We start from the raw sequence: 20,272 nt of genomic DNA, 5'->3' as shown, positions 1-20,272 counted from the left end.
AGACCTCTTTGACTTGATGCGGTCTCCTTCACAAGGTGTCCGGTATGGGAAGGGGCCGCTTCTCGATCGCCGCCGCCATCACCTCCGGGAAGAGATCGGGCGTGCAGGCGAACGCCGGTGCCCCCAGCGCGGCGAGCGCGGCCGCGTGCTCCCGGTCGTAGGCCGGCGCCCCCTCGTCCGACAGCGCGAGCAGCGCCACGAACTGCACCCCCGACGCCTTCATCGCCGCGACCCGCTTCAGCATCTCGTTCCGTATCCCGCCCTCGTAGAGGTCGCTGATGAGCACGACGACGGTCTCGGTCGGCCGGGTGATCTGCGACTGGCAGTACGCGAGCGCCCGGTTGATGTCCGTACCGCCGCCGAGCTGGGTGCCGAACAGGACATCCACCGGGTCGTCGAGCTGGTCGGTGAGGTCGACCACCGCCGTGTCGAAGACGACGAGCCGGGTGTCGATGGACCGCATGGACGCCAGCACCGCCCCGAACACCGAGGCGTAGACCACCGAGGCCGCCATCGACCCGGACTGGTCGATGCAGAGCACCACTTCCTTCTTCACCGACCGTGACACCCGCCCGTACCCGATGAGCCGCTCCGGCACGATCGTCCGGTACTCGGGCAGGTAGTGCTTGAGGTTGGCCGCGATCGTGCGGTTCCAGTCGATGTCGTGGTGGCGCGGCCGGCTGATCCGGGCACTGCGGTCGAGGGCGCCGGTGAGGGTGGCCCTGGTGCGGGTGGCCAGCCGCTTCTCCAGGTCCTCGACGACCTTGCGTACGACCGCCCGCGCCGTCTCCTTCGTCGTCTCCGGCATCGCCTTGTTGAGCGAGAGCAGTGTGCCGACCAGGTGCACATCGGCCTCCACCGCCTCCAGCATCTCCGGCTCCAGCAGCAGCGCGGCCAGCCCCAGCCGGTCGATGGCGTCACGCTGCATGACCTGGACGACGGAGGACGGGAAGTACCTCCGGATGTCCCCGAGCCAGCGCGCCACCGACGGCGCCGACGCCCCCAGCCCCGCCGAACGCTCCCGCCCCGACCGCGGTCTGTCCCCTTCCCCGTAGAGCGCGGCCAGCGTCCCGTCCATCGCCGCGTCCCGCCCGGACAGCGTGCATCCGGTTCCGTCGGCGGCCTCGCCCCCGAGCACCAGCCGCCAGCGCCGCAGCCGTTCCTGCGCCTCGTGCGCCTCGTGCGCCTCCTGCGCCTCCTGCGCCTCCTGCGCCTCCTGCGCCGAGGCGTCGTAGCCGGTGCCGGCATCCGTCGGATCCGCTGTCATCTCCCCGCCCCCACAAGGTCGTCGTCGTCAACCGCCGCCGTGTCGTCCAGGCCGAGCAGCAGCCGCAGCACCGGCAGTACCGCGTCCGCGCGCTCGGCATCCGCTTCGGCACCGAAACCCGGTGTCCCGCCGGCCTGCCCGGCTCCTTGCGGCCGCTCCCCCGGGCCGCGGCGCACCAGCTCGCCGAGCGTTCTGCGCACCCCGGGCTCGTATGCGGAGAACGTCCGCCGCAGCAGCGGCAGTACGTCCGTGAACGCCTCCGCCGGCACCCCGGTCAGCCACGCGTCGACCAGGCCGAGCAGCCGCTCGTCGTGCACGAGCAGCATCCCGCCGCCGCCGCTCCCCCCGACGAACCCCTCGATCCAGGCCGCCGCGTCGGCCGGCGGGGTCCCCGGCGAGAGGACCAGCCCCATCAGCCGGGCCGCCGCCTCCGCCCCCAGCTCCCCTTCGTCCAGCAGAATCCGCACGGCCCGCCCCCGCAGCACCCCGGGCACGGTGTCCCGCCCGGAGAGCACACGCAGCACGGCCCGCCAGCGACCACGAAGGTCACGGTGGCCGGGGCCTGAGCCTGAGCCGGTCTCCGCGCCCGTCGCCGTCTCACTCAGCAACGCCACCGCCGTGTGCACCGCGTCCACGTGCCCCCGCATCTCCTGCGCCGCGTCCGCGTCGAGGGCGGCGCAGGCGGGTGGGAGTCCGACGAAGACCCGCTCGGCGAGACCCGCGGCCACCTCGGCGAGCGCCTGGGTGTCGGTACCCCGTACATCGCCGTAGCGCAGGGAACGGACCAGGGCCGGAAGAGCCTGGGCGAGTTGGCCGACGTCCGTGTCCAGCGCGGCCCGGTCGGCGAGCGCCCGCATCACCACGGGCAGCGCGTCCGGCAGACCGGCGAGCAGGCAGTGCTCGGCGAGCGCGGTGACGTCGGCGAGGGCGGTCGCCCGCGCGGCGTCGGACTCGGCCCTGGCCGTCGCCGCGCCCTCGACGGTCGTCCCCCACACCCCGGCCTCGGCCACCCGCACCGACAGCTCGGGCTCCCAGCGCAGCCGCCAGGTCTCCCGGAAGGTGCCCGTGCTCCCCCGCGACTGCGCCTGTTCGCCCCACCCGATGCCCAGCAGCCGCAGCCGGTGCAGCAGCCGGCTGCGCCCGGCGTCGGTCTCCTTGCGCAGGTCGAGCTCCAACTCCCGCTCCAGCGCCTCCGGCTTGAGTCTGAGCCGGCGCTGTTCCCGGGCCAGGTCGCGCTGCAACGGCACCGCGGGCGCCGTCTCCGGCACCTCCCCCAGTACGTCCCCGACCACCAGCCGGTCGTGCACCAGCGCCAGCGGGACGTCCGAGCCCTCGCAGAGCACCGCACGCACCGCGTCGGTCGTCTCGCCCAGGCCGGGCAGCGGGCGGCCACGCATCACCGCGAGGGTCTCGGCCAGCCGTACCGCCTCGATGACATGGGCCGAGGAGACGATCCGGTCCTCCTCGCGCAGCAGTCCGGCCACTTTGGTGAGCCACCGCTCCACCGGCCGGTCCGCGGCCCGGAACAGGTGCCCGTACCAGCCCGGTGAGTCGATACCCGCGCCGTATCCGCTCGCCCGCGCCAGCCGGCGGTTGGTCCAGGGCACCCACGTCATGTCCGCCTTGACCTTGGGCAGCCCCTTCAGCAGCTCCTTGTCGGCCGCGACGGTGCTCCGCGCGCGCAGCGCCGGCACATGCCACGCCCCGCACACCACCGCCACGTCCTCGCCGAACTCCCGTTGTGCCGAGCGCAGTTGGAGTCGCATATACGCCTCGCGCACCGGGTCCCGGTCGCGCCCGCCGACCCCGTACGTCTCCCGCAGTACCTCCATGGCCTCCGCCACCGCGGTGAACGGCGCGAGCGCGTCCCGCTCCCGCTCCCCGGTCCCCCGGTGCTCGACGACGTCCTCCCACCAGCGCTCGGGGTCGTCGTAACCGGCGGCCTCGGCGAGAGCGGCGAGGGGGTCGACCCGCATCCGCAGCTCGGTGTCGGATTCGCCGGCCCCGGCTTCGGACGCACCGGCCTCCGTGTCGGGTTCACCCGCCTCGGCGTCGGAGTCGCCGGCCTCCGTGTCCGGCGACGCGACCGTTTCCTCCTCCCTCCTCTCCCACGCCAGCGTGTGCGTGGCCGGCAGGTCGATGAAGCGGGCCGGGACCTCGTTCTCCAGGGCCCATTGGAGAGCCACCCACTCGGGGCTGAAGTCGGCCAGCGGCCAGAAGGCCGAGCGGCCGGGCTCGTCCACGGCGTGGGCGAGGAGGGCGACCGGGGGCCGCATCCGCGGGTCGGCGGCCAGCGGGATCAGCGCATCGGCCTCGGGCGGCCCCTCGATCAGCACGGCCTTCGGCCGGACGGCCTCCAGGGCGGCCCGCACCGCCCGCGCGGAGCCGGGCCCGTGGTGCCGTACCCCGAGGAGCAGCGGCCCGGTCCGCTGCCGCGCGGAGTCGCTCATGCGCTCGCCTCCCGGCAGGCGCGGTAGAAGTCCTTCCACCCGTCCCGCTCGCGGACGACCGTCTCCAGGTACTCCTGCCAGATGACCCGGTCGGCGGCCGGGTCGCGAACGACCGCGCCGAGGATGCCGGCCGCGACGTCGCCGGCCCGCAGCACGCCGTCCCCGAAGTGGGCGGCCAGGGCGAGGCCGCTCGTGACGACGGAGATCGCCTCGGCCGTGGAGAGGGTGCCGCTCGGCGACTTCAGCTTGGTGCGGCCGTCGGTGGTGATGCCGTCGCGCAGCTCCCGGAAGACGGTGACGACCCGGCGGATCTCCTCGATGCCGTCGGGCACCGCGGGCAGGTCGAGGGAGCGGCCCATCTGGTCGACGCGCCGCGCGACGATGTCGACCTCGGCGTCCGGGCTCTCGGGCAGCGGCAGGACGACGGTGTTGAAGCGGCGGCGCAGGGCGCTGGAGAGATCGTTGACGCCCCGGTCGCGGTCGTTGGCGGTGGCGATCAGGTTGAAGCCGCGGACCGCCTGCACCTCCTGTCCCAGTTCCGGGATCGGAAGGGTCTTCTCGGACAGGATCGTGATCAGGGTGTCCTGCACGTCGGCCGGGATCCGGGTCAGCTCCTCGACTCTCGCCGTCATCCCCTCCGCCATGGCCCGCATGACCGGGCTCGGCACCAGAGCGTGCCGGCTCGGGCCGTTGGCCAACAGCTGGGCGTAGTTCCAGCCGTAGCGGATCGCCTCCTCCGGAGTGCCTGCCGTGCCCTGCACCAGCAGCGTCGAGTCACCGCTGACGGCGGCGGCCAGGTGCTCGGAGACCCAGGTCTTGGCGGTACCGGGCACGCCGAGCAGGAGCAGGGCGCGGTCGGTGGCGAGGGTGGTGACGGCGACCTCGACGATACGGCGCGGGCCGACGTACTTCGGTGTGATCACCGTGCCGTCGGGCAGGGTGCCGCCGAGGAGATAGGTGGCGACCGCCCAGGGCGACATCTTCCAGCGGGCCGGGCGCGGCCGGTCGTCCTGCGCGGCCAGCGCCGCGAGTTCGGCGGCGAAGGCGTGCTCGGCGTGCGGGCGCAGGGCGTCGGGGGCAGTGGCGGCGCCCCCGGTCGCGTCCCCGCCCCCGCCTCCGGTCGCGGAGTCGTTCTGGCTCGGTACGGCGGTCGTCGGATCGGTCGGTTCCACGGACACAGTCATGGCTGAGGCCCCCTCCAGCTCGGCCGGTTCGGATCTGGTGTCCACCGTGCACCACACCACTGACAATCGCGCTGACCTGCACTGATGCTCCCGCAGGGCCGATTGTCAGTGGCGGGATCTACCTTCGATGACATGACTCAGCAGGGGGTGCGCTGGAGCGCGGACCAGGTGCTGGCACTGGCTCCTGACGCCGCGTCACGCAAGGCGGGAAGCAAACTCGGAGCGGCAGGGCCGTGGTCCGAGGCGGGGAGTTGTGAGGAGGGGACGGTATGGGGACTGTGCAAGGGCAGCGGCAGCAAGCCGTACCAGACGATCGTGGACATCGCGGACCCGGCCGGGCTCGCGTACAAGTGCAGTTGTCCCAGCCGGAAGTTCCCCTGCAAACACGCCCTCGGGCTGCTCCTGCTGTGGGCGGCCGAGGACGACACGGTACCGACGGTGGCACAGCCGCCGGACTGGGCCGAGCAGTGGATCGCGGGCCGGCGCAAGCGCGCGGAGGACAAACGGCCGGTGGGCGGCGGGAGTTCCCCGGCTGCCGCTGACCCCGAGGCGTCCCGGCGGCGGGCGGAGCGGCGGACCGAGCGGGTCACGGCGGGCGCCACGGAGCTGGAGCAGCGTCTGACCGACCTGCTGCGCGGCGGCCTGGCCTCGGCCGAACAGACGGGGTACGGGCTCTGGGAGGAGACGGCGGCCCGCATGGTCGACGCCCAGGCGCCCGGGCTGGCCGGGCGGGTGCGGGAGTTGGGGGCGATACCGGGCTCCGGGCCCGGCTGGCCGGTGCGGCTGCTGGAGGAATGCGCGCTGCTGCACCTCCTCGACCAGGGCTGGCTGGGCCGCGACCGGCTTCCGGAGGGTCTGGCCGCGACGGTCCGTTCCCGCATCGGCCTGCCCGCATCGGCGGACGGCCCGCCGGTGCGCGACCGCTGGCTGGTCCTCGCCCAGTACGACACGGCGGACGCGAAGCTGACGACCCGCCGGATCTGGCTGCACGGCGCCGACTCGGGCCGTACGGCACTGCTCCTCTCCTACGGCGCGGCCGGCCGCGCCCCGGAGCTGGCGCTGCCGGTCGGTCTCGCCCTGGAGGCGGAGCTGTCCGCCTACCCCGGCGCGGGCGGACACCGGGCGGCCCTGGGCGAGCGGTTCGCCGCGCCCGCACCCCTCTCGATACGGCCGCCCGGGATGACGACGACCCAGGCGGCGGCCCGTTACGGGGAGGCACTGCGGGAGGACCCCTGGCTGGAGTCGGTGCCGGTGACGCTGGGCCGGGTGGTACCCGTCCCGGACGGCGACTCCTGGCAACTGGCCGACGCGGACGGGGAGCTGGCGCTTCCTCTCTCCCCCGCCGCCCGCTCCGGGCCCGGCCTGTGGCGGCTGGTCGCGCTCTCCGGCGGGGCTCCGGTCACGGTCTTCGGCGAGTGCGGCCATCGGGGCTTCACACCGCTGGCGGCCTGGCCGGAACACGAGGGCGAGGCGGTGCCGCTGTGCTGACCCGACCGCCCCACGCAATCCGCTCAACTCGCATGATCCGGCGGCCTCACGCAACCGGAGCGACTCGCGGAACCCGACCACCTCACCCAACCCGTCCAACCCGCACCACCCGACCGCCTCGCAGAAAGGGAACCCCGTGACCGCTTGGGAAGACCTCGTCACCACCGCTCTGCTGGGCACGGACCGGCGTCCGCCCGCGTCCGGCGGGCCCGGGCGGGGGGCTCCGGTGGCCCTGCTGGACGAGGCGGCCATGGCGACCGTACGACGACGGGCCGGACTGCGGCCCGCGCGGGCCGCGCGCCGTCCCGAACCGGCTCCCGAGGACCCGCGCCCCGCGCTGCCGGCCGCGGCGGCGCGCAGGCTGGTGATGCTGCTGTCCGACCGCCCCGGTACCGGGACCGGCGGTCGCCGGGGTACCTCGCCCGACCTCATGGAGCTGCTGCCCCAGTGGCTCGCGGCGGCCAAAGCACGCGGGTTCGCCGCGCCTTCGCAGACGCTCCCCGCGCTGCTGGACGCGGCCCGGGGCCGTACCGACCTGCGACCCGCCGCGCTGGCCTTCGCCGGATCGCGCGCCCTGTGGCTGGCCCGGCTCAACCAGGACTGGCGGTTCGCCCTGCGCGCGGCCCCGGGCGGCGGCGCGAGCCTGCCCGGCCCCGGGGACACCGAGGCGACAGGGCGGTTGTGGCAGGAGGGGTTGTTCGCCGAACGGGTCGCGCTGCTGGCGGCGCTGCGGGCCCGTGCCCCCGAGGCGGCGCGCGAACTGCTGGCCGGGACCTGGGCGACGGAGCGGGCGGAGGACCGGCTGATGTTCCTCGACTCGCTGCGCACGGGACTGGCCGCCGGAGACGAGCCGTTCCTGGAACTGGCGCTGTCGGACCGGAGCCGTAACGTGAGAACGACGGCGGCGGAGCTGCTGTCCGCGCTGCCGGGCTCGGCGCTGGCCGGGCGGATGGCGGTGCGGGCCGGGGCGTGTGTGGCCGTCGACCACACGGGGGACGGCCCGGTGATCGCGGTGGAGGCACCGCCGGAGTGCGACCCGGGCATGGAACGGGACGGGGTGGTGGCCAAACCGCCGACCGGGCGTGGCGAGCGGTCCTGGTGGCTGGGTCAGTTGGTGGAGGCGGCCCCGCTCACCACCTGGTCGGCACGGCTCGGCGGCCGTACGCCCGGGGAGATCGTGGCGCTGCCGGTGGCGGACGGCTGGCAGGGCGAGTTGCACGCGGCCTGGTGCCGGGCCGCCGTACGGCAGGGGGACGCCGCGTGGGCGCGAGCGCTGCTCGGGCTCCCGGCGGCACCGGAGGCGGGCGGTCCGGGCGCGGTGTCGCTGGCCGAGCGGGCCAAGCTGCTGGGCACGCTGGAGGGAGCGGAGCGGGCCGGGTGGGTGGCCGGGTTCATCGCGGCGCACGGCCTGTCGGAGGCGTTCCAGTTGCTCGGTGTCTGCGCCGTACCGTGGTCGGCACCGCTCGGCCGGGCCGTGGTGGACGCCCTCAACATCGCGCGGGATGCCGGGAGTTACCCCTGGAGCTTCAGCGGGGTGATGGGCCTGGCCGAGCGCTGTCTGGATCCCGCGGAGGCGGGCCGTCTGGACGCCCTGCTGGCGGTGCCGGACGAAGGGGAGGACGCGTCTCCGGGTGCCGGTGGGTACTGGGCGGAGGCGTTCCAGCGGCTCGCGACGACGTTGCGGCTGCGGGCGGTGATGCTGGAGGAACTGGGGCCGACCGGCACCTGAGCGCCCGGGGGCACCCCGCCCAGCCACCGGGGCCGAGCCGTGCCGTGCCGTGCCGAGCCGAGCCGAGCCGAGCCGAGCCGAGCCGAGCCGAGCCGAGCCGAGCCGAGCCGAGCCGAGCCGAGCCGAGCCGCAACGAGTCGGGCCCGGCCGCCGTGACGCGAACGCGGGCTACGCCTCCGTGGGCTGCCGGACGTTCTCCCGTACCCACTCCACGATCGACGTCGTCGTCGCCCCCGGCGTGAAGATCGCGGCGACGCCCTTGTCCTTGAGGGGGGCGATGTCGTCCTCGGGGATGATGCCGCCGCCGAAGACGAGGATGTCCTCGGCGTCACGCTGCCTGAGGAGGTCGATGACCGCGGCGAACAGGGTGTTGTGGGCGCCGGAGAGGATGGAGAGGCCGATCGCGTCGGCGTCCTCCTGGATGGCTGTGTCGACGATCTGTTCCGGCGTCTGGTGGAGTCCGGTGTAGATGACCTCCATGCCCGCGTCGCGCAACGCCCGCGCGATGACCTTGGCCCCGCGGTCGTGGCCGTCGAGCCCCGGTTTGGCCACCACCACGCGGATCGGACCGGCTGCCACACCCATCACTGCCTCCATGACCATGAAACGAACACGCCAGCATATGTGCGTACCGACAAGTACCGCACATATGGCGCGTTCCGCCACCCGTCTCGAGTGAACGAACGTTATCTCCAGCATCCCGCAACCGGCAGTTTCGCGGAGGTTACCGAGGGGGAAATCACACACAGTGGGACACGTCAGGGAGCCGCAGCGTGGTCCGCGGGGGCAACAGGGGCACGCGACGCGGCCCGTCGTCGTACCCGCGCCACCTCCGCTCGGCCTCCCATGAGGGCACACGGGGGACAGAGCCGTCCTCCGCGCGCCGACAGGAGGTCGGCCGATGAAGGTCACCGGGGTACTCGAGCCCTTTCTCCCGCTCTGCCGTCGCATCCTTCCCGGGCGACTCGCCGGCCTGTCGCTGGCCCTCCTGAAATCGACCGCGCTGGAAGCCGCGATCCTGGCCGGGCATCTGCTGCTCTACCCGACCGGCCTCACCCCCGAGCGGCACTCCCCCGCGCAGCCCGCACCGCGTGACGGCACGGCCCTGCTGCCGGTCCGGACGGCCCCGCCGGTCGTGCTGCTGCACGGGTTCATCGACAACCGCTCGGTCTTCGTCCTGCTGCGCCGCACCCTCGCCCAGCACGGTGGCCAGCGCGTCGAGTCGCTCAACTACTCGCCGCTGACCTGCGACATCCGTACCGCCGCCGGACTGCTGGGCCGGCACATAGAGGAGATCTGCCAGCGCACCGGCAGCCGCCGGGTGGACATCGTCGGGCACAGCCTCGGCGGTCTGATCGCCCGCTACTACGTCCAGCGGCTGGGCGGCGACTACCGCGTCCGCACCCTGGTGACGCTCGGCACCCCGCACTCCGGCACCCGGGTCGCGCCGCTCGCGGACGCGCACCCGATCGTGCGGCAGATGCGCCCCGGCTCGGAGGTCATCGAGGAGCTGACCCGGCCCGCGCCCGGCTGCCGTACCCGGTTCGTCAGTTTCTGGAGCGACCTCGACTCGCTGATGGAGCCGGTCGAGACGGCCCGGATCGACCACCCGGACCTCATGGCGACGAATGTGCAGGTGACCGGGATCGGCCACCTCGCCCTGCCCGTCCACCCGGCGGTCGCGACCGGCATACGGCAGGCCCTCGACGAGGCGCACACGGAGGAGCGGATCGCGAGCGGCCTGACGGTGGCCTGAGGACGAACCGGACGAGCCAGGCGAGCCGACCAAGTCGAGCGAGCCGAGCAAGTCGGGCATTCGGGTCGGTTCGGGCGGCCAACGACTGCCCGGCACCCCCTACTTGGCCCACCGAAACCTCGAACACTCCTCGAACACAAGGCCAAACCCGCGCCCGTCGTCCCCCGAAACACGGCCGAATGCCCGTTTCCCGAAACCACGAAACCTGCTGAAGATTGTCGCGCCCGCATACCGCCGGGTACAGTCGCCGCACTGCTCTGGCAGCCCCTGTTGTCGAGGCGAAAGAGAAGTTGGTGAACGACCGTCACCCGTCGGGGACCATGACCACCCCGGCCCCGGCTTCCGACGCCGACCAGGCGCACTACGCGCCGTACGGCACTCAGGAAGCCCAGTACGGCGACTTCACCACGTATGGCGACCACACCGCTACCGGCACCTCGTTCCACAGCGACCCGCTCTTCGGCCATCTCCCCGGCGAGGGCCAGGCCACCGGCGCGTACGACGCCACGCAGTGGCAGACGACCGGCGACCAGACGCTGAACTACGACCCCTACGCGGCCCAGCACCACGCCGCCTACGACTCCGGTGCCTACGACAGCACCGCCTGGACCGTCCCGTCGCAGGCGACACAGGGGACGGTCACCGACGGCAGCGGCCACTGGGACGCGAACGCCTGGCTCCAGCCCGACCAGTCGAACATGGCCGGCGCGACCCAGCAGTGGGAGTGGGGCACCCAGACCTTCGACACCGGCGCGTACGACGCCACGCAGTGGAACTCCGACGGCACCCCGGCACAGCCCGCGGAGCCGGAACACGAGCACGAGCCACAGCCCGCCGACCCCTTCGACCAGTCGGCGACCCAGATGTTCGAGCAGCTTCCCTACGACGAGCTCCAGGAGTTCACGGAGGACTCCCCGGATGCCGGGGAGTTGACCGCGACCGGTGAGCTACCTGCACTAACGCCCTTGCTGGAGGACCAGGAAGAGGTCACTCCGGCCGCTCCGGCCGCGACACGCGCCGGCGGCCGCGCGGGGGCGCGCTCCCGCCGTCGTATGCCCCCCAAGCGCTCCGCGCTGCTGACCGTCGCCGTGCCCTCGGCCTGCGTGATGGGGGTCGCCGGAATCGCGGCCGCCTCCGTCGGGACCCTGACCGGCAGCGACGGCCAGGACACCAGCGCCTCCGCCTCGGACGCGCAGTCGGTGAAACCCTCCGCCGCCAACAGCAAGCTGGACGCCCAGCTGAGGACGCTCTCGGCGGGCGCCGACGACTTCGCCGACCGGGCCAGCCGGACCCAGGAGCGCATCGACCTCAAGACCCAGCAGGAGGCCGAGAAGAAGAAGGCGGCGGCGGAGGCGGCCCGCAAGGAGCGGCTGCGCCCCAAGTACGCCCTTCCAGTCACGCAGCGAGGGCTCAGCGCCTATTTCGGCCAGGCCGGCGTGAACTGGATGTCCGTCCACACGGGCATCGACTTCCCCGTCTCCTACGGCACGACAGTGATGGCCGCGACCGACGGCGTCGTCTCCACCAAGTGGAACAGCGCCTACGGCAACATGATGATCGTGACGGCCAAGGACGGCACGGAGACGTGGTACTGCCACCTCTCGTCGTACCGCGTTGCCCCGGGCACGACCATCAAGGCCGGGGATCCGATCGCGTACTCCGGGAACTCCGGCAACTCGACCGGCCCGCATCTGCACTTCGAGGTCAGGCCGGCGGGAGGCTCCGCCATAGACCCGCTGCCGTGGCTGCGGAGCCACGGGCTCGACCCGACCTGATCCTGATCCTGATCAGTGAGCCCCGCTCGTGGCAGCGGGGCTCAGCCTTCTGTCTTCACAGCGCTTGTGCGGTCACAGCTTCTCCACCGGCGCGTACCGCAGCAGCAGCCGCTTGGGCTTGGTGTCGCCGAAGTCGATCGTCGCCTCCGCGTTGCCGCCCGTGCCCTTCACCCCGACGACCGTGCCCAGGCCGAACTGGTCGTGGGTGACCCGGTCGCCGACGGCCAGCGAGACCACCGGCTTCTCCGAGGTCCGCCGGGTGGCGAAGCCGGACGCGCCGGACGCCGAGGAACGCGAGCGGGTCGAGGAGAGCGAGGCCGCCACGCCCGAGGCGGGCCCGGAGGACACCGGCGCCATCGCCCCGGTCCGCTTCCACTCCAGATACCCGGCCGGGATCTCCTCCAGGAAGCGCGAGGGCGGGTTGTACGACGGCTGTCCCCAGGCGCTGCGCATCGCCGACCGCGTGAGATACAGCCGCTCACGCGCGCGCGTGATGCCGACGTACGCGAGGCGCCGCTCCTCCTCCAGCTCCTTGGTCTGGCCGAGCGCGCGCATGTGCGGGAAGACGCCGTCCTCCATGCCGGTCAGGAAGACCACCGGGAACTCGAGGCCCTTGGCGGTGTGCAGGGTCATCAGGGTGATGACGCCGGAGCCGTCCTCGTCCTCGTCGGGGATCTGGTCGGAGTCGGCGACCAGCGCCACCCGCTCCAGGAAGGCGGACAACCCGGCCGGCGCCTCGCCCTCCCCGGACTCCTGCTCGAATTCCAGCGCCACGGAGGCGAGCTCCTGGAGGTTCTCGATCCGGGTCTCGTCCTGCGGGTCCGTGGAGGCCTGCAACTCGGCGAGATAGCCGGTGCGTTCCAGGATCGCCTCCAGGACGGTGGCCGGTCCGGCGCCGGACTCCACGACCGTACGGAGGTCCTCCATCAGGGTGTTGAACCGCTTGACCGCGTTGGTCGACCGCGCGGCCATGCCGTACGCCTCGTCCACGCGCTTGAGCGCCTGGGGGAAGCTGATCTTCTCGCGCTGGGCGAGAGCGTCGATCATCGCCTCCGCGCGGTCGCCGATACCGCGCTTGGGGACGTTGAGGATCCGGCGCAGCGGGACGGAGTCCTCGGGGTTGGCGAGGACCCGGAGGTAGGCCAGGACGTCCCGGACCTCCTTGCGCTCGTAGAAGCGGACGCCGCCGACGACCTTGTAGGGCAGGCCGACGCGGATGAAGATCTCCTCGAAGACACGGGACTGCGCGTTGGTGCGGTAGAAGACGGCCACATCGCCCGCCTTCGCCTCGCCCGCGTCCGTCAGACGGTCTATCTCGTCGGCGACGAACTGCGCCTCGTCGTGCTCGGTGTCGGCGACGTAGCCGGTGATCTGGGCGCCCGCGCCCGCGTTGGTCCACAGGTTCTTCGGGCGGCGGGACTCGTTGCGCTCGATGACCGCGTTGGCGGCGGAGAGGATCGTCTGCGTGGAGCGGTAGTTCTGCTCCAGGAGGATCGTCGTCGCGTTCGGGTAGTCCTCCTCGAACTGGAGGATGTTGCGGATCGTCGCGCCCCGGAAGGCGTAGATCGACTGGTCGGCGTCGCCCACCACGCACAGTTCGGCGGGCGGGAGGTCCTGCTCGCCCGGCGGTACGTCCTCCGCGTGCGCGCCGGTGCCGACCAGTTCGCGCACGAGCGCGTACTGGGCGTGGTTGGTGTCCTGGTACTCGTCGACCAGGACGTGCCGGAAGCGGCGGCGGTAGTGCTCGGCGACGTCCGGGAAGGCGCGCAGCAGGTTGACCGTCGTCATGATCAGGTCGTCGAAGTCGAGGGCGTTCGCCTCGCGCAGCCGCGACTGGTACATGGCGTAGGCCTGGGCGAGGGTCTTCTCGAAGCCGTCGCTCGCCCGGGCGGCGAAGTCCTCCTCGTCGACCAGCTCGTTCTTGAGGTTGCTGACCTGGGCGCTGAAGGACTTCGGCGGGAAGCGCTTGGGGTCGAGGTCCAGGTCCCGGCAGACCAGGGCCATCAGGCGCTTGGAGTCGGCGGCGTCGTAGATCGAGAAGGAGGAGGTGAAGCCGAGCTTCTTGCTCTCCCTGCGCAGGATCCGCACACACGCGCTGTGGAAGGTCATCACCCACATCGCGTTCGCGCGCGGGCCGACGAGGTGCTCGACGCGCTCCTTCATCTCGCCCGCGGCCTTGTTGGTGAAGGTGATCGCGAGGATCTGCCCCGGGTGCACCTGGCGCGCGCCGAGCAGGTGGGCGATGCGGTGGGTGAGCACGCGCGTCTTGCCGGAACCGGCGCCGGCCACGATCAGCAGCGGGGAGCCGGCGTGCACGACGGCCGCGCGCTGGTTCTCGTTCAGCCCCTCCAGGAGCGCGGCCGGGTCCAGGGCCGGGCGGGCGGCGCCGTCGCGGTAGTAGGCGTCCCGGTCCGGGGGCGCGTCGAACTGCCCGCCGAACAGATCGTCCGGAACCGGTTCCGGTACGTGCTCGTCCTCGGGCGGCGGCGGGGGTTCCTCCTCGTGGCCGCGCGGGGGCTGGAGGCTCGCCAGGAAGCTGTCGTCAAAGAGGCTGCTCATCGCTCTCCGAGTCTAGGGCGCCCCACTGACAACCGGCCCCCACCCCGGAAAGTCACCCCGGTCACCCGCCAGAATCGGCCCCTCACGGTCAGCGATCACACGCCGTGAGCACGGGTGTGCCCGTCAGCCGAGAGCGCGGACCGCTCGACCGCACCGGACAAGTAGCCCCATACCATCCCCGATCAACCGATCCTATCGAGCCGCAACACGAAGGTCACGAAAATGTATCGGGCATATCGCACATCAAACTTCACACAGAGCACACGAGTTGGCTAGCGTGCCGAGCAGGCCGTACGACCTCCACCGGCGAACGTCGCCGGGCCGCACGGCCTCCGCCGAATCCAGGGTGCCGCCGCGCATCCGGAACCGGGGACCCACACCGACACTTGGGGTGAATCGGTCCCGACCTCCCAGCGGGGAACGGACCATAGGGCAACCCTTCCGAACCACCCGCCCGAACCCGACAGCTAACTCGGTAGGCGGAGCACGGAAGGAGTCGCCCCCGTTGGCGTCGCACCGCAAGTCACGTCCGTCCGCAACGCGCGTAGCAGGCATACGCACCCCCGCCCTGGCCACCGCCGCCCTCACCTCCGTGGCGCTGCTCTCCCAGACGGCCAACGCCGCGCCCTCCGAGGACGGCAAGCCCAGCCTGGAGGAGGTCGAGAAGAAGGTCGACGCCCTCTACCGGCAGGCCGAGTCGGCGACCGAGAAGTACAACGCGGCCAAGGAGAAGACCGGCAAGCAGCGCAAGCAGGTCGACACCCTGCTCGACGACGTCGCCGAGCGCACGGACCGGCTCAACAAGGCGCGTGAGGAACTGGGGTCGTTCGCCGCGGCCCAGTACCGGACCGGGGCCAGTGCGCCCGACACGGCGACCTTCCTGCTCGCGGACAGTCCTCAGGACTACTTCGACCAGACGCAACTGATGAACCGGCTGACCTCGCGCCAGAAGGACGCGGTCGACGACTACACCACGCAGCAGTCCGCGACCATGGTGAAGCGGCAGGCGGCAGCCGAGAGCCTGGAGACGCTCACCGAGACCCAGGACGACCTCAAGACCGCCAAGACCACCGTCCAGACGAAGCTGGCCTCCGCGCGGGAGCTGCTGTCGCAGCTGACGGCCCAGGAGAAGGCGCGGCTGGCGGAGATCGAGCAGAAGCAGCAGGCGGAAGCGGCACGCAAGGCGGCGGAGCTCGCGAAGCAGCAGGCGGCGGCCGCGAAGCAGGAGGCGTCGTCTTCGTCGACGTCGACCTCCGGCGGCTCCTCCTCGTCGTCCTCCTCCGACTCCTCCTACGGGACGAAGGCCGCCAAGGCGATCGCCTTCGCCCGCGCGCAGGTCGGCAAGCCGTACGTCTGGGGGGCCACCGGCCCCGGCTCCTACGACTGCTCCGGCCTCTCCCAGGCCGCCTGGAAGGCCGCGGGCGTCTCCCTGCCGCGCACCACCTACGACCAGGTGAACGCCGGCACCACCGTCTCCCTGGCCGACGCCCAGCCCGGCGACCTGGTCTTCTTCTACGACGATGTCAGCCACGTCGGCATCTACATCGGCAACGGCATGATGATCCACGCCCCAAAGCCCGGCGCGTACGTCCGGGAGGAGTCGATCTACTACGGGGGCGAGTCGATCATCCACAGCGTGGTGCGACCGGCCTGAGGGGCGCGGGCGCCCCAGGGGGGCGCCCGCCATGGCGCGGGCGCGGAGCGCGTGTGGTGAGGGCCGGGCCCACTCGGACACCCACACGCGTGAGCCTGCGCATGTCCGCCCCGCGCCACACGCGCACCCCAACCCCTCACACGCCCCGGCCCACTCCCCCGCCCCCGGCCGCGTTACGACGTACGCCGCTGGGCGACGGTGTTCCCGATGGGGATGACGGCCGCGGCGACGCTGTCGGTCGCGGCCGCCGTCGACGTCCCGTGGTGAAGTGGCCGGGGCGGGTACTGGTGTGGGTCGCGGTGGCGGCCTGGCTGGCGGTGGCCGCCGGCGCGGTGGCGGTCACCCGCGCCGCCCTCGGGAAGACTTCTTGAGGATCACGTCCACAGCACGGCGATGAAGATGTTCACCATGGTCAGCAGACCCACCAGACCGAAGGCGCCCTTCTCCACCTTCTCGTCGTCCCGTTTCACGTAGACGAGCCCGAGGATCACGATCAGCAGCGCGAGCTTCACGCCGATCTTGACGGTGTTGACGTGGTGGTCGTCGGCCTCGTTGAGGCCGACCAGGATCACACCGGTCGCGAGCATGGTGAACGCGCCGTGCAGCATCCCGGGGACGAACCGGGCCGTGCCCTGGCCCATCGCCTTCATCTGGGTGAGGAAACCGCCGAGGAGCGCGGCGATGCCGATGATGTGCAGACCGACGAAGAGATGGATGAGTACGCCCATGGCCCGGAGCCTAATCAGGGTCCCCCGGAGCACCGGGCACCGGCCCCCTCCCCCCGGCGCCACCCGCCGCCACGGCCTCGCATATATGCACCCCATAGCACCCCGCGCGCCCCGCGCGCCCCGGAACCGCCGCTTCGGTCATCCCGCCCCGTGAAGCCGACGGCTCCGGACCGGAATCCCGGTCACATACCGTCGGGTAACGATCCGGTCACACCAATTCCGTGCATCGCGTTACCAGGCCGACACACTCCGGCCTAGCGTCCTCCCCCAGGTGGCCGACTCCCCACCGCCGCCCGGGCCAGGGGCGGCAGTCGGACACCACCGCCGAGAAAGTCCGGCGGCGGCCCGCTCCCCTGTGCGGGCCGCCGCCGGACGCGCAATCCGCACCCCCGCGGCCGTATGCGCCCTCCCCCTGGCGTGCGTACGGACGACACGGCGGTCGTACGAAAGGACGTGACCAGTCCAGGTGGCAGCGCACCGCAAGCCCCGACAGCGCTCGCTCAGCGGCAATACGGCCCGCACGGCCGCCACCCTCGCCCTGGCGGGCGCGGCCACCGCGACGGGCTTCGAAGGGACCGGACACGCCGAGCCGCAACTGACACCGGCGCAGGTGAAGACCAAGGTGGACCAGCTGTACCAGGAGGCCGAGGCGGCCACCGAGAAGTACGACGGGACGAAGGAGAAGGCCGACACGGCCCAGCGGCGGGTCAAGGCGCTCCAGGACGAGACCGCCCGCAAGCAGGAGAAGCTCAACTCCGCGCGGGACGCCCTCGGTCTGGCAGCGGCCGCGCAGTACCGCGACGGCGGTATCGATCCGGCCTGGCAAGTGGCGCTCTCCAGCGATCCCGACCGCTACCTGGACAACGCCGCGTTCGCCGAGCGGGCCGGTGCCGCGCAGGCAGGCGCGGTGGCGCGGGTGCGCCGGCAGCTGCGGGAGATCGAGCAGTTGCGCGGCGCGGCGCACGTCGAGCTGGCCTCGCTGCGGTCCCAGCAGGCCGAGCTGAAGCAGCAGAAGACCACGGTCACCGGCAAGCTCGACGAGGCCCGGCGGCTGCTGGACCGGCTCTCGCCCCAGCAGCGGGCTGCGGTCACGGCGGACGGCGCTTCTTCACGCGCGTCCCGCTCGGCCACCGAGGGCCGCGCCGCCCTGGCCCCGGGCGGCGCCACGGCCTCCGACTCCCGTGCCGCGGCCGCCGTGGCGTACGCCTACTCCAAGCTCGGCAGCCCCTACATCTGGGGCGCGACCGGCCCCAACGCCTTCGACTGCTCGGGACTCGCCCAGGCCGCCTACCGCTCCGCGGGCGTCTCCATCCCCCGCACCACCTACGCCCAGATCAACGCCGGCCGCCGCGTCTCCCGCTCCGAACTCCAGCCGGGCGACCTGGTGTTCTTCTACTCGGGCATCAGCCACGTCGGCATCTACATCGGAAACGGCCAGATGATCCACGCCCCCAATCCGTCGGCCCCGGTGCGAATCGCCCCCATCGACGAGATGCCGTTCGCCGGTGCGACGCGGGTCGTGTGAACCCCGTCGGGCCGGGCTCGCGGGCATCCGCACCACCCCGGCGCCGCCTCAGACCAGGCGGCGCGCGGTCGCCCAGCGGGTCAGCTCATGCCGGTTCGACAGTTGCAGCTTCCGCAGCACCGCCGACACATGGGACTCGACCGTCTTGACGGAGATGAACAGCTGCTTGGCGATCTCCTTGTAGGCGTAGCCGCGTGCGATCAGACGCAGGACCTCGCGCTCGCGCTGGGTGAGGCGGTCGAGGTCCTCGTCGACCGGCGGGGCGTCGGTGGACGCGAAGGCGTCCAGCACGAACCCGGCCAGCCGCGGGGAGAAGACGGCGTCGCCCTCCTGCACCCGGAAGATCGAGTCGACCAAGTCGGTGCCGGTGATCGTCTTGGTGACGTAGCCGCGGGCGCCGCCGCGGATCACGCCGATCACGTCCTCGGCGGCGTCCGACACGGACAGCGCGAGGAAACGCACCGGCCGTTCGGCGTCCGCCGTCAACGGGGCGCACCGGCGCAGCACTTCGACCCCGCCGCCACCCGGCAGGTGCACATCGAGGAGGACCACCTCTGGCCGGGTCGCGGTGATCACCGAGACCGCCTGGTCGACGTCGGCGGCCTCGCCGACCACCTCGACACCGGTCTGCTCGGTCTGGCCGATCTCGGCCTGGACACCGGTACGGAACATCCGGTGGTCGTCGACGAGGACCACGCGCACCCGACGCCCGGCCTTCTCCGTGCCTTCCGCCGGGCCGTTCGCCTCGGTCGCGTCGCTCATGACGTCTTCTCCGCCCTCTCCATCTCCAGTTCGACCTCCGTGCCGCCGCCCGGCACGGACCGCAGCCGTGCCGTGCCGCCGTGCCGCTCCATACGGCCGATGATCGATTCTCTGACACCCATGCGGTCGGCGGGTATCGAGTCGAGGTCGAAGCCGGGACCGCGGTCGCGGACGGACACGAAGACCGTCCTGCCCTCGACTTCGGCATAGACCTGGACGGCGCCGCCGTCGCCACCGTACTTGGCGGCGTTGACCATCGCCTCGCGCGCGGCCTGCATCTGCGCGCCCGTCCGCTCGTCGAGCGGGCAGTCGCCGACCACCACGACCTCGATGGGGACGCCGTGCTTGTCCTCGACCTCCGCGGCGTTGCGCCGGACCGCCTCGGCGAGGGTGGCGGGCTCGTCGGCCTCCTCCTTGCCGCTGCCCTCGGGCTTGTAGAGCCAGGTGCGCAGGTCACGCTCCTGGGCGCGGGCGAGGCGGCGCACCTCGTTCGCGTTCTCCGCGTTGCGCTGGATCAGGGTCAGGGTGTGCAGCACGGAGTCGTGGACATGGGCGGCGACCTCGGCCCGCTCCTGGGCACGGATACGCATCAGCCGCTCCTCGGAGAGGTCCTGGGTCATCCGCACGAGATACGGCCCGGCGAGCAGCGTGATGCCGACGAGCACGGCGAGCGAGGCCTGGAGCACCGCCCCGATGTGCGCGGCGGAGCCCTGCATGACGAAGACGCCCGAGACGCCCGCGGTGACGAGCAGGACGCCGACGCCCGCGCGCAGCAGCGAGAGCGTGCGGCGCCGGCTGCCGACCTCGACCCACCGGGCCCGGCGGGCGTTGTCCGCCTGGCGCCAGACGAGCGCCACGCCGGCGGCGACCAGGACCGCGGGCAGGAGATAGGCCTTGGCGCCGCTGGTGAGGTTGACGCTGCCCACGAACACCATGGACACGACGACCATGAGGAGCAGCGCGACGATCTGGCCTCTGTCGGGTCTGCGGGCGACGAGTCTGCGGCGGCCGTCCGCCGAGGTCTCGGTGGTGACCAGCGAAGGCGGCTTCTGGCCGCCGACGCCGCCGAGGCCGAGGGGTACGAAGAACCAGAACGCGGCATACAGCAGTGCGCCCAGGCCGTTGGCCATGAACAGGCCGACGAAGACGAGCCGCACCCAGACGACGGGCAGGCCGAGATGCCCGGCGAGGCCCCGCGCCACCCCACCGAGCCAACGGCCGTCGCTGCTGCGGTAGAGCTTGCGCGGCGGCCGCGGGTCGTCGAGGGGCGCTGCTGCGGCTTCCGGCATGCCATCGATGTTCACACGCCGGAAGTCCCCGGGGCATCAGGGTCGGCCCCCGAGACTCCCCTGATCTTCGGATTCCCCGCGCCGAGTGCCCGGACTTCCGGCGGCG

General features: G+C 72.4%; 14 protein-coding genes, 1 pseudogene and 1 riboswitch. Of the genes and pseudogenes, 7 read left to right on the top strand and 8 right to left on the bottom strand.

Annotation, left to right across the window (positions count from 1 at the left end):
* Positions 1 to 28: 28 nt before the first annotated feature.
* Genes AB0D59_RS09735 through AB0D59_RS09725 form a run of 3 tightly spaced genes read right to left on the bottom strand, consistent with a single transcriptional unit; the run spans position 29 to position 4,901 of the window.
* Complete coding sequence (locus AB0D59_RS09735; protein WP_362562939.1) at positions 29 to 1,267, bottom strand: VWA domain-containing protein; 1,239 nt, start codon at positions 1,265 to 1,267, stop codon at positions 29 to 31.
* Positions 1,264 to 3,717 (bottom strand): DUF5682 family protein, encoded by a 2,454-nt coding sequence (locus AB0D59_RS09730; protein ID WP_362562937.1) that lies wholly within the window; start codon positions 3,715 to 3,717, stop codon positions 1,264 to 1,266. The genes AB0D59_RS09735 and AB0D59_RS09730 overlap by 4 nt, the downstream gene beginning before the upstream one ends.
* The gene (locus tag AB0D59_RS09725; RefSeq protein ID WP_362562935.1) at positions 3,714 to 4,901 is read right to left on the bottom strand and encodes an AAA family ATPase; all 1,188 of its coding nucleotides are present in this window, start codon (positions 4,899 to 4,901) and stop codon (positions 3,714 to 3,716) included. The genes AB0D59_RS09730 and AB0D59_RS09725 overlap by 4 nt, the downstream gene beginning before the upstream one ends.
* A gap of 132 nt (positions 4,902 to 5,033) precedes the next feature.
* On the opposite strand from AB0D59_RS09725, the gene AB0D59_RS09720 reads away from it, so the two are divergent.
* Both AB0D59_RS09720 and AB0D59_RS09715 read left to right on the top strand, forming a co-directional pair.
* A complete protein-coding gene (locus AB0D59_RS09720; protein WP_362562933.1) occupies positions 5,034 to 6,389 on the top strand; it encodes an SWIM zinc finger family protein in 1,356 nt (451 codons plus the stop codon).
* Positions 6,390 to 6,525: 136 nt separating this feature from the next.
* On the top strand, positions 6,526 to 8,118 hold the full coding sequence (locus AB0D59_RS09715) for a DUF5691 domain-containing protein (protein WP_362562931.1): 1,593 nt from the start codon (positions 6,526 to 6,528) through the stop codon (positions 8,116 to 8,118).
* A gap of 168 nt (positions 8,119 to 8,286) precedes the next feature.
* Here the strand turns inward: AB0D59_RS09715 and AB0D59_RS09710 are convergent, their stop codons facing one another.
* Complete coding sequence (locus AB0D59_RS09710; protein WP_351693455.1) at positions 8,287 to 8,703, bottom strand: cobalamin B12-binding domain-containing protein; 417 nt, start codon at positions 8,701 to 8,703, stop codon at positions 8,287 to 8,289.
* 316 nt (positions 8,704 to 9,019) lie between these two features.
* Here AB0D59_RS09710 and AB0D59_RS09705 point away from each other — a divergent pair, with 316 nt between their 5' ends.
* Positions 9,020 to 9,874 carry an alpha/beta fold hydrolase gene (locus tag AB0D59_RS09705; protein WP_362562930.1) on the top strand — a complete coding sequence of 285 codons (855 nt, stop codon included), beginning with the start codon at positions 9,020 to 9,022 and terminating at the stop codon, positions 9,872 to 9,874.
* Between the two features lie 293 nt (positions 9,875 to 10,167).
* Positions 10,168 to 11,649 carry a M23 family metallopeptidase gene (locus AB0D59_RS09700; protein ID WP_362562928.1) on the top strand — a complete coding sequence of 494 codons (1,482 nt, stop codon included), beginning with the start codon at positions 10,168 to 10,170 and terminating at the stop codon, positions 11,647 to 11,649.
* Positions 11,650 to 11,721: 72 nt separating this feature from the next.
* Here AB0D59_RS09700 and pcrA read toward each other — a convergent pair whose 3' ends face one another.
* On the bottom strand, positions 11,722 to 14,208 hold the full coding sequence (gene pcrA / locus AB0D59_RS09695) for a DNA helicase PcrA (protein ID WP_362562926.1): 2,487 nt from the start codon (positions 14,206 to 14,208) through the stop codon (positions 11,722 to 11,724).
* A 323-nt stretch (positions 14,209 to 14,531) separates the two neighbouring features.
* Positions 14,532 to 14,705: riboswitch (cyclic di-AMP (ydaO/yuaA leader) on the top strand.
* Positions 14,706 to 14,713: 8 nt separating this feature from the next.
* Here pcrA and AB0D59_RS09690 point away from each other — a divergent pair.
* Both AB0D59_RS09690 and AB0D59_RS09685 read left to right on the top strand, forming a co-directional pair.
* Positions 14,714 to 15,862 (top strand): NlpC/P60 family protein, encoded by a 1,149-nt coding sequence (locus AB0D59_RS09690; RefSeq protein WP_362562924.1) that lies wholly within the window; start codon positions 14,714 to 14,716, stop codon positions 15,860 to 15,862.
* 162 nt (positions 15,863 to 16,024) lie between these two features.
* Positions 16,025 to 16,233 (top strand): annotated as a pseudogene (locus AB0D59_RS09685) (hypothetical protein); the annotation flags it as partial.
* Between the two features lie 3 nt (positions 16,234 to 16,236).
* Here the strand turns inward: AB0D59_RS09685 and AB0D59_RS09680 are convergent.
* Positions 16,237 to 16,590, bottom strand: coding sequence for a hypothetical protein (locus AB0D59_RS09680; RefSeq protein ID WP_351693476.1), 354 nt, complete (start codon positions 16,588 to 16,590; stop codon positions 16,237 to 16,239).
* 466 nt (positions 16,591 to 17,056) lie between these two features.
* On the opposite strand from AB0D59_RS09680, the gene AB0D59_RS09675 reads away from it, so the two are divergent.
* A complete protein-coding gene (locus AB0D59_RS09675) occupies positions 17,057 to 18,115 on the top strand; it encodes an NlpC/P60 family protein (RefSeq protein WP_362562921.1) in 1,059 nt (352 codons plus the stop codon).
* 48 nt (positions 18,116 to 18,163) lie between these two features.
* Here the strand turns inward: AB0D59_RS09675 and AB0D59_RS09670 are convergent, their stop codons facing one another.
* Positions 18,164 to 18,877: a response regulator transcription factor gene (locus AB0D59_RS09670; RefSeq protein WP_352223004.1), complete on the bottom strand. Its 714-nt coding sequence runs from the start codon at positions 18,875 to 18,877 to the stop codon at positions 18,164 to 18,166.
* Positions 18,874 to 20,166 carry a PspC domain-containing protein gene (locus AB0D59_RS09665; protein WP_362562919.1) on the bottom strand — a complete coding sequence of 431 codons (1,293 nt, stop codon included), beginning with the start codon at positions 20,164 to 20,166 and terminating at the stop codon, positions 18,874 to 18,876. The genes AB0D59_RS09670 and AB0D59_RS09665 overlap by 4 nt, the downstream gene beginning before the upstream one ends.
* Between the last annotated feature and the right edge of the window lie 106 nt (positions 20,167 to 20,272).

The sequence above is a fragment of the Streptomyces sp. NPDC048417 genome (assembly GCF_040651615.1).
GTDB lineage: Bacteria > Actinomycetota > Actinomycetes > Streptomycetales > Streptomycetaceae > Streptomyces.
This window is presented reverse-complemented; position numbering and strand designations above follow the sequence as displayed.

What these genes read in the sequence shown, in the direction of transcription:
- pcrA (WP_362562926.1), bottom strand. Translation starts at nt 14,208, where the DNA reads ATGAGCAGCCTCTTTGACGACAGCTTCCTGGCGAGCCTCCAGCCCCCG.
- AB0D59_RS09725 (WP_362562935.1), bottom strand. Translation starts at nt 4,901, where the DNA reads ATGACTGTGTCCGTGGAACCGACCGATCCGACGACCGCCGTACCGAGC.
- AB0D59_RS09665 (WP_362562919.1), bottom strand. Translation starts at nt 20,166, where the DNA reads ATGCCGGAAGCCGCAGCAGCGCCCCTCGACGACCCGCGGCCGCCGCGC.
- AB0D59_RS09720 (WP_362562933.1), top strand. Translation starts at nt 5,034, where the DNA reads ATGACTCAGCAGGGGGTGCGCTGGAGCGCGGACCAGGTGCTGGCACTG.
- AB0D59_RS09705 (WP_362562930.1), top strand. Translation starts at nt 9,020, where the DNA reads ATGAAGGTCACCGGGGTACTCGAGCCCTTTCTCCCGCTCTGCCGTCGC.
- AB0D59_RS09730 (WP_362562937.1), bottom strand. Translation starts at nt 3,717, where the DNA reads ATGAGCGACTCCGCGCGGCAGCGGACCGGGCCGCTGCTCCTCGGGGTA.
- AB0D59_RS09735 (WP_362562939.1), bottom strand. Translation starts at nt 1,267, where the DNA reads ATGACAGCGGATCCGACGGATGCCGGCACCGGCTACGACGCCTCGGCG.
- AB0D59_RS09670 (WP_352223004.1), bottom strand. Translation starts at nt 18,877, where the DNA reads ATGAGCGACGCGACCGAGGCGAACGGCCCGGCGGAAGGCACGGAGAAG.
- AB0D59_RS09710 (WP_351693455.1), bottom strand. Translation starts at nt 8,703, where the DNA reads ATGGGTGTGGCAGCCGGTCCGATCCGCGTGGTGGTGGCCAAACCGGGG.
- AB0D59_RS09680 (WP_351693476.1), bottom strand. Translation starts at nt 16,590, where the DNA reads ATGGGCGTACTCATCCATCTCTTCGTCGGTCTGCACATCATCGGCATC.